This window comes from Candidatus Rickettsia kedanie, assembly GCF_045865205.1.
Lineage (GTDB): Bacteria > Pseudomonadota > Alphaproteobacteria > Rickettsiales > Rickettsiaceae > Rickettsia > Rickettsia australis.
In genome coordinates this window covers 46,161-63,814 of the sequence record NZ_BAABMM010000005.1, presented here as the reverse complement: position 1 = coordinate 63,814, position 17,654 = coordinate 46,161, and the positions used below count along the sequence as shown (strand labels likewise).

Here is a 17,654-nt window from a genome sequence, read left to right as displayed (position 1 = left end):
TTTTACTAATTCATATTTCTTAAATGATCTTCTAATTTTCTTAGTTTTCTGCCTTCATTTACTATTGGCCTCACATATTTTTCCATTTTGGCATTTTCCCTATATTTATTAATCTGATCGATCTGAGCATTGACTTCATCGGCAATAGCTTGCTTTCTGTCCTCTATTTTATTTAATACTTCAGTGCTATATTCATAATTTTTAACATCAGCATTAAAGTTATTAAGCTCTTCCGTAATCTTTGCGTCTACTTCAGGTCCCTGCTCAGTATCTTTGATCTTTTGGGCTATTAATGCCGGTATTTCCTCAATGTTGATCTCATCTCTTTTGAAATGATCTTTAAGCTTTTTATACGTTTGTGCTAAATTTCCTTCAGCTTTCTCGTGTATAATATCATAATGCTCTTGGCGACGAATATATCGATCTCCCTCTATAAATTCTGCATGTTTTCTATGAGCGTTATCTATCATATCTCGCATCTGAGAATCAGTAGCTTTCTCACGCATAAATCTGTCGCCCATCATTACCGGTTCACCTTCCTCGAATAACCTACCACGCACCTCATGAATAAGCTTTCTTTGAGCTAATTCTTGATAATATGCTACATCACTCTGTCTACCTGCTTTTTCTAGTCTTGCTAGATATTCCGGTGATAATATATCTGCCTGAGCAGCTAATGTTTCCTTATTAATATGCATTTTGAGTTCTTCATGTTTCCGTGCTTTTTCATTATCTTTTAATTTTTCGCTATAAGTTCTAAGCCTTGGATCGTTATATTCAAAATCATGCCATTCGGCACTGGTTAGATTACCCTCATAAGCATCGCGTAAATCTTTACCGACTATTGCAGTTAAAGCTCCTCTTTTTATTCCTGTATAACCTGCATATATTTTTTCGCCTATACCTACACGCTTTTCTTCTTTTAATTTACGTTTTGTATCAACACGATGCTCAATCTCTTGCCAGCTTCTAAGCACTCCTATATTCTTACCAAACAGACCAATACCTCGCCCTGACATGTCTTGGTGAGCATACTTATAAGCATCTTGATAATCTTTAGTAAAGTTCGCATCACTAGCAAGTTCACGTAAGTTAGCATCTTTTAAGGACTTATCAAGCTCTGTTTTTTGTTCTTTACTTAAAGCAGCATAATCTTTCACTCCATATTTATTTGCAGCAATTTTATCTCGAAGCTGAGTAAATTTCATTTTCGATAGTTCTTTTGCTTTTAATTCATTCCCTTTAGGTAAATTCTTTAACAATCCTGAAATACCATTTTCATAATCAGTAATAGCATTCATTTTTACATCTTTAGAATCTATACCGTATTTTCTTTTAACCTCATTTTGTACGGCTTTGTTTGCTGAAGAACCGAGAGCTTGCTTCTCAATCCTTCCCATCATCATATTTTCAAATTTCTCGGCAAAGAACATGCTAGCTTGCTCTTTCCTTGCACTTACAAGGCTAGTTACAGGTGCACTTACCGTCTTAGCCACATAACTTAGCGGTCTATTCATTTGCTTCACTGCAGATTCATAAGATTGTTGATTAACTTTTTGTATGTCTGTTAAATTACCTGAAGTACCGGCAATAAATTGTGCCGTCGATATGGCAGTATCGTTAAATTTACTTAGCAAATAAATAGACACAAAAATTAGTAATATCCCATCAAGTTGGACAAATTTCCCGTTTATAAAATTACTAATCCTTTTTGCATCTTTAACTAAATCTAAAAACGGTAATTCAATATAGCGTTCATCTATACACTCATACGCAGCACAATGCTTACATTTATCAGGGTCATTCTTACAAGAATCATCTACTATTATATGATCTTCGGGTACTAATATCTTTGCTTTGTGAAAATTATTTATACCTCCTTTCATTGGTACAGGGAACCACCAATAAAATATTGAATTACCAAGGCTTGGATCTATATCCTCAAGAAAACTACCGAATATTTCATTTATCGGACCTAACTTAGGAAAATCATGTTTACATACCCCAAAACCAAGCGTTGAATATATTTCGGTTCTGATGATCATTGAAATAAAAGCGATACCGGCAAATAAAATTATAGGCTGTAATGCATATGATATTAATTGTCTTAACCAATTCTCAAATAACGAACGAGTGATATTAAACAACATGAAACAAATAAATATCGGTCCCATAATTATAATCATACCAATAGTTATAAGAGCGGTTAGATAGATAATAGTAGCTTTAAATATAAGAAAGAAAATAAAATATAGGGCTATTAAATATAGCATGATATATATAAAACCAAGCCAATCAACAAATAGTAAAGAAAATAATTTAGATAAAGTTTGAGGAGAAATAAGTAACCCCAGCAAACTTTGAGAACCAGGACCGGTAGCTGCAGCTTCATTAATTATTTGCAGTATTTGCTGAACCCCCTCAATAAAAAATACGAATAAATAATCATGAAAAAATGTCCAAGCTTTATCCGTACTTAATAATATTGAGACTATACTAACTTTTAATATTCTAACTATAAGTTCGACATGAGTAAGGTTTATATTACCTATTAAAAAGGAAAAGCTCGTAAACATTATATATAGAGTTAAAATAGCCGCGACACTCACCCTATAACCCGACGTATCAATTATTTGTTGATAAGTTTTCTGTATAATCCCATCCTTACCAAATAATACTCCTTGTATTAAATCCGTTAAAAATTGTAGCGGATCGGGTCTAGTATCAGTAACTCCAGATTTGATTACTAATCTATATTGCCCGCTATTATCATTATAAAATTTATCTATAATCTTAAAATAAAGAGGAGATTGAGCATATTTTGACTTATCCTCACCTTTATATTGATAATTTATACCGCCGGCTTTCAAGAATTGTCCTGTACTACTAATACTATAAAATTCATAGCCTACACTCGAAGTAAGCTCTCCTAAATGCTGAGTTATACCTTGTGGTTTACGCTGTGAATCCGGTGAAATATTGGGATTGGTATTTTTAGCAGCAATAAGAAAATAAAGCCCGACACCGTCTGTCATTATACATGGAGGATTACTAATCATTGCGTCATTTTGATTTGCGGGATTAGGAGTACACATATCAAGTCTAGCATTATCCCAAAAAGTACACGGTTGTAGCTTAACGCAAAAAGCAGCCAAAGTAGTTGTGTTATTTTTCTGACCATACCATGGACACCATGCAGATAACTGACCTGAAGTATTTTGATCGCCAAGTATATAACTCCACGGTCTTACCATAACGGTTAAAGGATAACCATTTACTTTATAAGCACTATCACGCCATGGTGCTACCTGATCACCTTCCTGTCTTGAAGTAATTTCTTCCGGATTATATCTAGAAGAGACATTGAATTTGATAAAACCAAAATCATCAGGGTCAATACAAATTTCGCCGGCACAACCGGAAAGCAGCAATAGCGATATTAATAATGTAATAAAAATATTTGTGTTCATTTTAAGTTATTTCTACATGTCTCAATTTTACCGTCATTGCAAGGAAAAACTGTCAGTTTTGACAAAGCAATCTCAGGAATTTGTTATTATTTCATGAGATTGCCCATCCTACGACTGCTCGCAATGACGATTTTTAAGTCGCGGGATGACACTAAAATAATTTTGTTACTTTCTCTCTGCCTCTTTCTTCGGTACATCATTACGTTCGGCAAGGAATTTATTTGTAAATTCACCACCTCCTTCTGGTTTTCTAGCTTTATAATTTTGATCAATTATCTTATCTTTGAAAATTCTACCCGGAGCCATAGCCGCCTTTTTAATCGGTTTTGTTACCGAACCTATATCCTGCATAACAGCTCCCACAGGATCAGAACGTTCTTGATAATTTCCTGATATTCGTGCCGGTGTAACATTTGTAAGCATTCCGACTACTATATTTACAAAGCTTACTAAACCATATGACATCAAGCAATATGAATAAAATAATAAAGCCGTAGTAAACAATACTAAGAAAGTATTAGCCTTGCTCGTTAGAAGATTAGAGCGACTAATTTCCGGTACATCCGGTACATAGAAAGGTATTCCTGGTAAGAACGGTAATGTAAAAGAGAAATTAATCGGAATACCAAGATTTGTTAAATCAAGCCCTATTTTGATTGGTATCAGAGTATCCCAACAAGCTCTAACTACTACTTTTAAAAGCTGCTCAGATAAAACCTGATCTATCAATAAAAAGAAAATCAATAATATTGTCGGCTGCACTACATAGCTAAGCAATGTTGATATCCAATTATCAAATAAACTTTTAGTTTTTTCAAATAACATTAATATTATGAAAAACGGTGCTAATGAAATCATAACAGTTAGCCCTATGCATGCTATAACATAGCCTATTATCACTTCTAAAATAGCTCTAAAATAAGTAATAAGTGAATAAATGGTTATAATAGCGATAAATGCTAAACCATTATGTATTTGTAATAATTCAATAAATAATAATCCCCAAATCCTACCGTTAGTATATTTATCAAATATAGGATCAATAAAACCAAAAATATTAGATCTAGAGCTTGTAGCACCTACTACGTTAGTTACAAAGAAATCAATACCGTTAGTAAATGCACTAAAGAAGTATGTATTAAAAAAGCTCCAACTTTCTTCTCTAATTAAAAAAGCTACTATAGCTATTTTGCATATACGTGTTATCACTTCTATGGCAGTTAATTTTAATGCTCCCGCAACAAACATTAGACCAAATATAGTAACATAAAGAGTTAATGCAGCTTTAGCTATATTCTGCACTGCAGAATTGTGAACTAACTTAATATAAAAGTTCTGACTAAAAGTTCTAAACTGATCGGTAATAGGTTTAATAGCACCGTTATATATTATATCAGAAAACCAAGTTGTACCAGTATAATTAGCATAATTTACACTAACTACCCCTTGTATATTACTATTAGGATTTACCACCCTTAACCATAAATATCCATCTTGCGGTGCATCAGCCGCAAAGTTATAATCTACCGGCGTACCACGAACAGATGGATCAGGTAACGTACCATCAGATGTTATTAAATATTCTAAACTTATATTTTGCTGATCACCCGGACTAATTGAATTTGTCCCGTTACCTATTTCAACAATCATCGAATAACGACCAAAATATAAAAAATTAGCTGACCAATCATTCTTATTTATGTAATCTACAAAATTAGCATAATTTGAAAAATTTCGGCTCCAATCACTCATTAAAACTGAATTACTAAACATGTTATTAACTTGCCAATCACTAGTAAAATCCATAGTACCGCTGCTAGTGGCTTGATAATATATAAAGCTACTTTGAGTGCTGCCTGAATTTACAAAACTCTGATCTCGTTCCTTAATAACTTGCCCGCCTACTTTAATTATCATCCCTCTACCTTGATCGTAATAGCAAGCAGGGCTAGTATTTATACCGGCATTAGCAGGACAAGAATTAATTAAGCCCATGAAATTCTGTACCGCTCTCGTTATCATAGGTTTGCCGACTAATGCTTCGTTACTATTTATACTTTTATATTTTGTAGCTGAGCCAGTACCGCTACACCCGCTTGGTTTATTAGGATTTCTTGAAGCGTCTATAAGATCACATACCTCCTTTGCAGATGAGTAAATTATTCTATTGTCAAAATTTCCAAGGTTACTTTGAGTATAAAGTGCAGAAGCAGCAAATATTGAACTATCAAGTTCCTGCGTTAAAACATTATCTAGAGTATTAGGGCTAAAAAAATTATCTTTACCAACTAAACTAATATTTACTACATCGCCGGCCTTAACTTCAATTCGCGAATTACCGTTAGAATAGTTAAAATATTTAACAGAATCAGACATTTTAGTAAATGACAGTGCATCAAGGTCTTTATCAGGCGGTATAGCCCCCGGTGTTGCACTGTTATTGTCCGTAACAAAACGCGGAAATCCTAAAGCTTCAAATTGTAATTTAGAATAATTATAAGTTTTAATGAAAACTTGCGGCGTACTAAACCTTGGATCAATTCTATATAATACTAGATATTTTCTAGGTTCAGGAGTAATACCTAAAGTAGACCAGTTTATTTTTAACAATTTACCTTTCTCAACAGTATTACCTGTTGATCGCCAAGTTCCGGCTGTAGATAAACTAATGCCTATATTACCCTCTTGAAAACTTGTAAATTCAGGCACTTCTAAACAACCGAATAAGCTTTTTAACCCACCAAAACTGGTTGACATCCATGAAAAAGCATCATCAGCTTTAGCTGGAATCGCCATAAACAAAACTAATAAAACTAAACTCTTAAGAATTTTCATAATTTTAAATTGTTATCAAACACGTCATACTGTGGTTTTTATTTTTTGTCATTGCGAGCGACCAAAGACATTGTTGCATGGCTTGGTTTTCCGTCATTGCGAGAAGAATTACGCAGTAATTCGACGAAGCAATCCAGTAAAAAATTCTGATTTACAGAATTTTTTTTAATTATTTTTCTGGATTGCCACGTCGCTTCGCTCCTCGCAATGACGATTCGGGTATCCATGCAACAACCCAGCAACCAAAGGCGTTGTTGCATGGCTCGAAAAATGCACTCGATGTCATCCCCGCGTAAGCAGGAATGACATAAAACTAGCAATGCAACAACACTCATACCCACTCGCAATGACGATTTTCGATTCACCATCTATTTCGTTGTTTCAGGTTTAGGCGGTTCCTCATTTGTCTTTTCGCCTCCTTCTTTTTGCGTATTTTTCCTATTTTTTTTCAGCTTGATCTAATGTCTTATTGCGTTGTTTTAATCGTGCTTCTGCTCTGCCGGTAATACCTTGTCTTGTTTTATCATCCATTCCTATTGGACTTAATGCTTTTTGTCCTGCATCATGAGACATTCTATCACCAATTTCAGTAGCCGAAGGTCCGGCAGCACTAGTTAATTTTGCTACCATACGCCCTGAAAATTCGACATAACCATACATACCGTAAGCAATAATAACTAGAGCTATGATATTTTGCATATTTACTCCCATCATACCCGACATATAATCCATTCCCCAAGGGGCAAACCAATTAATACAGAAGATAGGTACATTCAGCAATGCAATAGGTAAAATAGTACTGATAAACGGAATTTTTATCGGTAAAGCACATTTCCAACAAACGCTATAACCTAGAACAAAATCTAGATAAATGGTAAATAACTGGGTTAGCACTATAATACCTGCCATCATAACTACCGGTTCTATCATATAGCGGATCGTAAACCTCACCCAATTATCAAATAAATACCTAGTAAAATCAAATAATAAGAAACTAATAAATAAAGGGGCTATACCGATTAATATACAAGTTGCCATAAATGCCATAATATAAACGGCAACAGCTCTAAGTGCCGTAATAATTACTATACCAACCGCAATAAAAGTAATTATAAAATATATAATACCGCTAAGCCCAATAGAAAGCAGTGAAAGTAATTGAGCGATAAAGGTTTGATTAAAAAATATTTTACTCATTACTGCATCTAAAAACATGAAAGGATTAGAAATAGTATTAGTAGAAGTAAACAAACTATATCCACTCATATTAGCAATAATTGCATCTGAAAAATTAGTAATTGCATCAAAAAGATAGTTATTGAAAAATTCAAAGGTATTACCGTTCATAAGTCCGCTAACTACCCCAATTTTTGCTATTCTAATTACTAGCTCTTTTTGGTTTATCTTAGCAAAACCAAGCAAGAACATTGCTCCATAAGTCATCACATATAGAATTAAAATCGCTTTAATATAGGTAAAAAAGTTAGTACAGGATGCATTATCAGTGGCTTTATAACATACCATATTTTTAAAAATAGAAGTAGCTGCTCCTTGCACTTTAGTTTTAAATAACTGAAGTAACGGATTCATTACTTTAATAGTAAAACTTCCTACTTTTAAGGATGTTGAGAAATGTACTTTATAGCTACCTTCACTATCTTTATAGTCCCTTAAATTATTACTAGGATCATTTAGAATTTTCATCCATATATAACCATCCTCATTTGCGTTAAAGTGATATTGACCGTCACTATTAACGCTAATTCCTTGAGGTGAATAGGTTTTACCGCTAGTATTCGGGTTTTCCGAAGGCTTTACTATTATGTATTGCACTCGTCCCCGATCATCAAAAGTATCGTTAAAACTATTACCATTCTCTCTATAGCATTTAGTCTGTTTAATATTTAAAACGTATCCTCCCGTATTCTTACTAGCATCTTGTGAGGCGGGATACCAAAGCCTATATTGTAAATAGCTTTTTTCAATATTACTGTTAAAAGGTCTATTATATATAACTTTATATAAATATTTACCGTCTTTAGCTTTATAGTCAGGCGGTTGCTCTGGCTCCGCAACAAACTCAGCAAATTCTAGCTTAGAAGGCAGAGCTTGACTTACAGAACCCGCATCATTCATTTGATATATTAATCCAGTTGGTCCTTTGCCTCCTTTACCGTCCGCCGTATACCAAAATCTTCGATTCTTTTGAAAATCTCCATCCTTACATATTCCTGAAGTACAATTTACACCTCCAATATAATCTTTATCTTTAGGACTACGATTCTCGACACTATCAGGACATTGACCGTTTGGAGGAATATTGGCGTTATTAGAACATTGAAGTCCCGCATAATCAATAAATAAATTACTGGAATTATTCGACCAGCTAAAGGTAAAACTACCGTCATCTTTATAAGCCTCTGGCATGTCGCCCTCATGATTTATCCAAGCAGGTAAGGAGTCACATGTAAAACCAAGGCAACAATGAGAAGCGGCATTAGCAGCATCACATATCCACTGTGCAACATCTTCTTGATGAATACATCCAAAAACACAATGACATTTTTCCCGATGCTTATTACCTTGCCAATAATTTTGCTTCAGTTCGCAAGCATTAACATATTTACCGGAATAAATAGAATATTTTCCACAAATCGACTCATAAGAAGTTTTGCCTTGGGAACAATCTTTCGTAACCGTATCATCTTTAAAAGCATCCTCAACTGTCGCATCTGTATTGGCAAAATTAGGAGATACGGAAACTAAAACTCTATCATTAGCGTATAATTCGGCAATATTACGCCATTCATTATTTTTTGCATCCATTATTAGAGAGAGAGGCGGATGATTTGCATCGGTAATACGAGGAATCGGAATCATGTTACCTTTATCGTCTAAATTAGATTTACCAGGCCTTGTACTTTCAGTAAATTGTACATTATCTTTTGGTACATAAGCTAAACATAAACTAACCTGACCGACCACTTGTAAATTCACCGGTTGGCTTTTTTCTACTAGTACCTGAGTATTTAACCATTCACCGTAATGATTGGGATCAGGAATAAGCTGAGTCGTACCGTCGGGCAATATCTTAGAAGTATTTACATAATTAGCATTAGCATTAAGAGTTATAGTACCCGTTATTGAATCTGAACCTCCTTTACCGTCCGGAGCATATCTCATGTAGCAGCCGTCACCGACTTTTACTGCTCCTATCATACCAAGTGCTGCAAAAATAAAGCAAACTAACGTTCCTACTATAGCGAGTACTCCTAAAACTTTTAATAAGTTACTCTGCATATTCTATTATTTACCTCCACCCGAACCACTTGCTACATCAGCTAATCCTCCGCCTGCACCGCTTTCTGAATCCCCACCTTGCTGTTCTCCCTCTTTACGCTTACCTCCAACATCCGGCTTATCTCCTACCGACGGCTTACCTTGTGAAGCCATGGCTGCATCCTTAAGGAAAGCTGCTCCTTTCTTTACTAAATCAACGATTTTAGTTGGGCTTGCCGTTACTGTATCCATATTAGGACCATTAGTTAAATCAGAAGCAAATCGCCCTATAGATTTAGAGAAATAATAAAAAATAACCGAAAATACTAATATGCACAAAAGTTCCGCTAAAATAGATACAACATCTCTAACAATTGATTTTATTGGGAAAAGTCTCAATAAATGCTCTTCCCAACCTTCACCTGCATAATATTGTAACATTTTATATCCAAAACTTTCCTGACATTTATCTGCTCCGCCGTTAGGGAGCCTTAACTCAAAAGTGCTAAATCTAATATCCCCTTTTTCATAATCATATCTAAGGAATTCACAATTTTTAAATATTGCGGAATCATACATAGTGAGTAATAAAGCTATAAAACCTGCTACTACTGCCGGCTGCAATGCACATGAAATACATACTTTTAACCACCCGTCAAAATAAGCTTTTGTACGAGTAAATAGAGCCATAGGAATGAATATAGGAGAAATATATGTCATAACGTAAATAGTAATCATGCAAACTAAATAATGCGTAATAAAATATAAAAGTATAGATAAAAATATTACAGAAAATACTAAACCTGCCGCAAGTATAATAACGTTTCCGGCCATAAGGAATCCAAACATAACGGTAAAAAATCTAAGTGCTCCTGCTTTACTTAAATCTTTCGGTCTATCTTTTTTGCCGTCAGGATCAAAATTAGGTATAGGTGTATTATTACCGCCGGGACCATTACCGACTGAATTCCCTAAAACTCCATTCTTATCTATATTATAAAGTAAATCCAAGCCAAGATAATAACCTATACGGCAATCAATCGCGTCCCATAAACCGTAAAATTTATAACCATCCTTATACTTTGAATTATCAAATTGACATAATCCTCTAGAACCTACTGCATTAAAGATCATCTGTGCAAAGTCCGGTGCTGCTCCCGTCAAAAGAGGTAATCCATATTTTAACATACCGTTTTCTTTTATCGGCTGACCACCGCTAAAATCTAAAGGTCCAAGACCAATAGAAAAATAGGTAACAAATAAGAACTTTATTACAAAAAGAGCTATTTTTTCAGTACTTGCATATTCTTTATTTAGAGCCATATTAAAGGCAAAAAACATAGTATAAAGAATTAATGCCGCACCTATAATTCTCTTTAAATAACCTTGAAACGTAGAAAAAGCAGCAAGATGAGTTATTCTAGAATTTTGATCTTGAGAGCTACAACCATTTCCGGCAAAAAATATTTTATTAAGCGTTTCGCTCAAACACTGAACTGCAAGACCGGAAAAATTAATTAACGATTGACTATAATTTGCTCCCGTATAGCAACTTTTTCCTATATTACAATTTTCATCATTAGGCGGAGTAGGCGGCGGAGTAGCACTTAAAGATTTACATGCTACCGGCATCGGTCCTCTTGACGTAGGCATAACTAAACATAGATCATTATCCCATTTTTTAACCGTTAAAACAATATTCTTTAATATAGGATTTGCTCCAAGATCAGGATTATTATCAGTACTTAAATCACTAATCTTCTTAGAGTCACCTTCATTTAAATTATATATGGTGCAAGGACTACTACTACCTGCGACATTTTTAAAACAAAACGTTATACTAGACGCAACTGAATTACAATTACCTCTCGGATCTTTCATATCAATACTACGAATTATATAGCCATATGCCGTGTCCGTTTCTAAATACCCATCTGAAGTAGTCGGTAAACTAGAACATGATTCTCCAAAGCCGGCAAAGCTCACTAAGTTTACAGACACTATATAAACTATAATAAATATCTTTAAGGTTTTAAGAGTTTTCATTAGAACTATTATCTTTTTTTTCTGTTACTACGCCACTTTTTACTAACTCATCCCATGCCTTTTCAGCATTTACACGTCGTTCTGATATTTCTCCTCCTTCTTGTTCTCTTACTCTTCCTCCTCCGCTTGCTACTAGTGCATTCCATGCTGTTTCTACTTTTACACGTTTATCTCGAATCTCTACATTTTCCCGTATCTGTTTTACTCCTGTCGGATTTTCATGTTCCTTTAAGTTAAAACTATAATCAATTACTCCTGACCCTCTACTTGTACTGTCAACTTTTTCTTGCGGTGACGTAGTGGTATTATCTTCTTTTTTGTCATTTTCTATATTTTTATTTTCTTCTACCTTTGCTTTTTCTGACTTATTAAGTGCATCAGCTAATTTATCAAATTTATTAGTTACACTATTATCTCTTTCTCTTATCTCAGTTACTACACCGCTATCGACTAACTCATTCCATTTCTTTTCTGCATTCGCACGTCGCTCCGATGTTTCTTCACCTTGCTGATCTCTTATTCTTCCTCCGCCGCTTGCTACTAATTCGTTCCACGCTTTCTCTACTTCTACACGTTTATCTCGAATCTCTGCATTTTCTCGTATTTGCTTTACTCCTGCCGGATTTTCATGTTCCTTTAAGTTAAAACTATAATAAATTACTCCTGTACCTTTACTTGTGCTGTCAACTTTTTCCTGTGGAGGCGGAGTATTATCAATCTCTTTTTTACTTTCTTGATTATTATCTCTTATGATTTTTCCAACACTTTCAGTTTCAATATTACTTTGTGGTGCAGGTGTAGAAATAGAAGTTCTAATATTAGTAGGCGGTGGTGAAACAGCTTCTGGAGGAGCAGGAGGAGGAGTAACAACATCTGATCTTACTTCACTACTTACTGTTTTTGGACTAGAAGTTGCTACAGAAGACGAAGCTGTCGGTGTTGTTACCGCAGGTGCCGACGTACCTCCACTTGCAGCAATATTATCATTTGGCCCTCCGCCTCCGCTCTTAGCAATATTATCACTTACTCCTCCACCTTGACCAGCTTTTAAATCAGCAACTCCTCCTCTACTTGCTATCTGATCAACCCCCTTAGTTGCCGCACCTGCAGCAGCAAGGGCTGCCATACCTACCTTAAATATTGCTTGCGGTTTTATAGCAACATTATTAAGAGCTACTCCTTCCGTCATATCTGCAGCAAATTCAGCTAGCTGACTACTAAAATTATACATCAAATACAATGTAAAACACGCCGTAACTAACGCAAGCAAAATATTTTTAATTTTCTCAAAAAGCACTTTTGGAGACATGAAAAACATTCCGGGTCCCAAAACTACTCCCGATAAAAACTGGAATTTAGCAAGAAATTTATCGGTAGGGGTATCTCCTGGTTTACTATCAACGATTTCACTTACACTATCTTTTGCAAAATTAAATGCCGTGGTAATAGGGTTATTTAACATATAACCTAAACTATTTTGACAGCTTTCTACTGAATCTTTATCAGGATATTGTGACGCATCATCCCAATCATTATTAATATAAAATATTAAAATATCCCTCTTAGAAGTAATACCACCTTGAATTTTGTCTTCTATACTATTGTGAATTAACTTGCTCTTATATTGACATTTACCGTAGAAACCATAATCATATACTGAAAACATCGTAATCATAAAAGTAACTACCACCATAGGCTGTAGCAAGAACGAAATCATCAGCTTAACCCAGCTGTCAAAATAATTGCGTGTATAGGTGAATAAAAACATAGGCACGAAAAGAGGAGCTAGAATACCGAGTATTACTATCGATATCATACACATAATCGTTGCATTAACCATAAAGGCAGCAACCGAAATCACAAGTAACGGATAAGAAAGAGCGAGTGATACCAACATCATATTACCGGATATTATCGCCGGAATTAGCAAATAAACATATGGTGGAGCACTAAAACTAAAGAAATCAAAATTTAAAAAATCATGGCTTCGATAAGCATTTTCGACAAGTAACGTAGATAATATATCAAGTCCTAAATAATGAGCTACCCTACAATCTAACGCATCCCATAATGCAATATAAGAAACGGTACTGTCATAAGAAAGGTTGTTAAATTTACATAAACCGGACGGAGCAGCATTCATCACCCAACCTGCTAAACCGTTTATACCATTAAGTAAGAAAGGAAACGCCCACTGAATCATACCGTCTAGCCGGTCATACGGAGAACCATGACCAGGGGTTATATTAATTCCTATTGAAAAATAAGTTACGAATATCATTTTCAATATAAAATTTATATACTCACTTTTTGGCAGCACTTCACCTGCAAGTAATAGTTTAAAGCCAAAAAATATAACATATAAAGTTAGAAAAGCCGTAACTATTTTATACATTCCTACTTGGAACTGAAATAATGCACTATCTTGCCTTGAAGCCAAATGAACCACTTGATCTACATTATCAAAACTACAAACATCTTTACTAATTAGTAATCTAGCAATCATTTGCCTCATACATTCTATAAGAGGAGAAGTCATGACTACTGCAGTTTTTGAAGCATTATAAGCTTTTTGATAACATCCGCCGCCTGCTGCACTACAAGAAACTAAAGCTAAAGGATCGGTAGGCGTTTCCTTAGGATCTTCAATAAAATCCTTATCTGCTACATCCATAAAACTATTATACATGGATTGCGGAAACGGCTCTTTCATATATTTACAGCCGACAGGGACGTCTCCTGTAAATCCTTTTGTCGATACGCATATTCTATCTTTATCTTGAATAACTTTCCAATATATTACAGGGAAGCCTACATCAAATGCAAAACCGTCATCACCGGGCTTACCGCTATATGGAACATGATATTCCTTTTTTTTATTTTCCCACGCTTTCTTTATATCATCCCAAGGGTCACTCCCTGTTAAGACGGCTTTAGCAATAGCAAGTGCCGATTCAGCAACAGATTTTTCCCGAGATACAATTAATTTAGCATTACTACATAAAGCAAAACGTAATTCTGGATTTTTAGGATCAATTCTGTGTTCACGAGTACATTGACCTCCGGGGAAATTTCCAAAATTACTATCGTTAAATAAATCACTGTCGTTTATTTTAAGCTTTAAAAACGTATTCATGTATAAAACGGGAGAGACACGATTCATGACCGCAAAAGTAAAGAACGGAGCAACAATACATGTATGAGAAAATTCAGTACGCAGCAAATCGCCTACGCCTTGGGTTTCGCAAGTTAAGCCACTCAAAATATCTACAATGCTATCAAGAGTATCCTCGGCATGGGTTTTAGTAACTAGCCCTAAATTTAGGGCGAAGCTTAATACTAATGTTATAAGTATACTACGAGGAAATAATTTCATGACTAGTTACTTGCCTCGTATGAGATAGTTTTTAACGTCATTGCGAGGAAAAATTGAAAATTTTGACTAAGCAATCCAGTAAAAAATTCTAATTTACAGAATTTTTTTATTACTTTTTCTGGATTGCCACGCAGTCTACGACTGCTTGCAATGACGACTCGGTATCCATTAAATCTATAATGTTTTAACTGCTTCATAAAATATAGGTAACCACTTATCCGGATCATTACCGTATTTCTCTCTAATTTGATCGAGCAATATTACAGTCTCAACTCTGCCTGATAAAACACTAATTATATTATTCATACCTTCTAAGTTAACTTTAGCAACTACGGCCTCTATTCCTTGTTTTATTAAAAAATAACGTGTAGTAGGGTCGGTAGTTTTAATTAAAATATATTCTCGCTGACTTAACATAAATGCACTACGATAAATATCCGTAGCTTTCAAATTAGGTAAAAAAATCTGCGTAGCTGTTTGTTGAATCAATGTATCACTAATTCTACTTTTTGCGGCATCTTCAACACTCTGTGTAGCAAATATAACAAAAGTATTTAATTTTCTCAACACTTTTAACCAATCTTTGATCTTAGGTGCAAATACCGGATTATCGATTAAAGCCCATGCTTCATCAAGTACTATCATAGTTTTCTGTCCATCTAAAGAGATATTAATGCGATGGAAAATATATAACAATACCGGTGCAAGGCTTACAGGATCTTTAAGTAATTCAGTCATATCAAAACCGAATACCCTTGCTTTTTGTAAATCAATATCATCTACTTCATTGTCAAATATCTTAGCATGTGAACCTTTACCAACCCACATTGCAATCCTACTTGCCAAACTATTGGGTGTATCAATACCAAGAAATGCTATAACATTACTAAGCCTTCTGTCTTTTTTCTCTAATCTAAAATTACCACTTACTGCTTGAGATAAGATTTTATTATCTTGTGCAGTTACACTTTCACCGTTAGAAGTTACAAGTACACGAAGCCACTCTAAAATAAATGTTCTATTCCCACTAGTATCTTCAAGCTGCAAGGGATTAAAATTACATTTTAATCCCGGATCAATTACCGTATAAACTCCGTTTAAAGCACGTATAAATATTTCTGCTCCTCGATCTTTATCAAAAAAGAACATACGAGGTTTGAATTTTTGTGCTTCCGCACATAAGAAATTCATAAGAACTGTTTTACCGGCACCAGTTGGACCGATAATTAGAGTATGTCCAACATCCCTTACATGGAAATTAAAATAAAACGGCGTACCTGAAGTAGTATCAAGTACTGTGACATATTCTCCCCAATGGTTATCTCTAATTTTACCGAGCGGATAATTATGTTGTGAGGCAAAGCTAGCCATATTAAGAGTATTTATAGTAGATTTACGTACTATATAATCCATATTTCCCGGCAACTGTCCCCAATAGCTAGGTTCCATGTTAACTTTTTCTCTAACCGGCTGAATGCCTGAATTAGAAAGCTCCACTGCTGCCATTGATAATATATCTTCCAAAGCTTTAATATTATTCGCAGAACATAAAAGCGATAAATGATGCTCACCGAAACCGATATCACCGCTAGTGGCCATATCAAGGGCCGTATTAATTTCAGCAATTTGCGAAGTAGCTTTATCACCGGATTGTATCATTCTATTTTGCTGTAATTGCATTTTACCGATCGCTATGGTTCTATTAGCAAAGACAAAGCTTTGAGTCATGACAAATTCAAAAGGCATTTGCAGAAATCCATCAAACATTCCTGCCGAAGTATTAGGCCCGTATTCAAGTATACCGATCATTCCGGCATATTTTTTGCCAAGCGGACTTCTTGCTTCAATAGTACGAGAATCAAAAAATAAACGATGAGTCGGTAAATATTCGTCAATAGTACCACGCGGTAATGCTATAGGACCTGGTGAATCGCCGCAATTGATTAAAGATGAAAGGAATTCTAAAATTTCACAATAACTACCTGACTGCGTTTGACGAACTCCAAGTAATCTTGCTCCGTAACTTCTGAATGTATTAACCACTCTAGTTGACATTTCTTGAAGATTTTCTTTCATCTCTTTCATGTCATTTTCCCAAGCGGTTTTATTAGATTTTTGTCTAAGCTTCTTTAGAAAATACTCAACTATAGCAGCACCGCCGGTATCAGGCTTATATAAAATACTAACATATAATTCGTTAAAAAATGACCTAGCACCCGCATGTTTCTTACGCCATTCTACACCTAAATAAGTAATGAAATCATTAGGAACTTTTACAGTAGGATCATATGTAAATTCCGTATCGTCAAATATTACTGCTTTACGTCTTCTAATAGTATGGAAATACATAACGATATTTCCCGAAGCCATATTTTTAAGTAAGGCATTTCTGATATTCTTTTTAATGTCTAGATCTTCATCATCAGCAGTTTCAAAAGAAAATCCGTTTATTTTAATAACTTGTAATAAAGAATTAGCTTTTGTTAAAATAGTATTACTATCCCAATGACATTTATAAGGAATAAAATGCGAAGTTGGTCTTTCTTGTTTAGACCTTAATTCTTTAGCTGCTCTAGTTCTAAATAACTTCATTACCTCACCTGATTTAACGATTTTGATTTATTTTGTCATTGCGAGAAGAGGCGAAG

At 34.7% G+C, this 17,654-nt stretch carries 6 protein-coding genes and 1 pseudogene; all 7 read right to left on the bottom strand.

Annotation, left to right across the window (positions count from 1 at the left end):
- Window positions 1-5 precede the first annotated feature (5 nt).
- On the bottom strand, window positions 6-3,470 hold the full coding sequence (locus ACKTSD_RS00725; protein WP_412707546.1) for a type IV secretion system protein: 3,465 nt from the start codon (window positions 3,468-3,470) through the stop codon (window positions 6-8).
- Between the two features lie 165 nt (window positions 3,471-3,635).
- On the bottom strand, window positions 3,636-6,305 hold the full coding sequence (locus ACKTSD_RS00720) for a TrbL/VirB6 family protein (RefSeq protein ID WP_412707545.1): 2,670 nt from the start codon (window positions 6,303-6,305) through the stop codon (window positions 3,636-3,638).
- Between the two features lie 86 nt (window positions 6,306-6,391).
- Window positions 6,392-6,532 (bottom strand): annotated as a pseudogene (locus ACKTSD_RS00715) (zinc ABC transporter substrate-binding protein); the annotation flags it as partial.
- A gap of 211 nt (window positions 6,533-6,743) precedes the next feature.
- A complete protein-coding gene (locus ACKTSD_RS00710; protein WP_412707544.1) occupies window positions 6,744-9,605 on the bottom strand; it encodes a TrbL/VirB6 family protein in 2,862 nt (953 codons plus the stop codon).
- Window positions 9,606-9,611: 6 nt separating this feature from the next.
- Window positions 9,612-11,630 (bottom strand): TrbL/VirB6 family protein, encoded by a 2,019-nt coding sequence (locus ACKTSD_RS00705; RefSeq protein WP_412707543.1) that lies wholly within the window; start codon window positions 11,628-11,630, stop codon window positions 9,612-9,614.
- Complete coding sequence (locus ACKTSD_RS00700) at window positions 11,617-15,006, bottom strand: TrbL/VirB6 family protein (protein WP_412707542.1); 3,390 nt, start codon at window positions 15,004-15,006, stop codon at window positions 11,617-11,619. Before ACKTSD_RS00700 ends, ACKTSD_RS00705 begins: the two co-directional genes overlap by 14 nt.
- Before the next feature lie 174 nt (window positions 15,007-15,180).
- Window positions 15,181-17,598: a VirB4 family type IV secretion/conjugal transfer ATPase gene (locus ACKTSD_RS00695; protein WP_412707541.1), complete on the bottom strand. Its 2,418-nt coding sequence runs from the start codon at window positions 17,596-17,598 to the stop codon at window positions 15,181-15,183.
- Window positions 17,599-17,654: the final 56 nt, after the last annotated feature.

What these genes read in the sequence shown, in the direction of transcription:
- ACKTSD_RS00725 (WP_412707546.1), bottom strand. Translation starts at nt 3,470, where the DNA reads ATGAACACAAATATTTTTATTACATTATTAATATCGCTATTGCTGCTT.
- ACKTSD_RS00720 (WP_412707545.1), bottom strand. Translation starts at nt 6,305, where the DNA reads ATGAAAATTCTTAAGAGTTTAGTTTTATTAGTTTTGTTTATGGCGATT.
- ACKTSD_RS00710 (WP_412707544.1), bottom strand. Translation starts at nt 9,605, where the DNA reads ATGCAGAGTAACTTATTAAAAGTTTTAGGAGTACTCGCTATAGTAGGA.
- ACKTSD_RS00705 (WP_412707543.1), bottom strand. Translation starts at nt 11,630, where the DNA reads ATGAAAACTCTTAAAACCTTAAAGATATTTATTATAGTTTATATAGTG.
- ACKTSD_RS00700 (WP_412707542.1), bottom strand. Translation starts at nt 15,006, where the DNA reads ATGAAATTATTTCCTCGTAGTATACTTATAACATTAGTATTAAGCTTC.
- ACKTSD_RS00695 (WP_412707541.1), bottom strand. Translation starts at nt 17,598, where the DNA reads ATGAAGTTATTTAGAACTAGAGCAGCTAAAGAATTAAGGTCTAAACAA.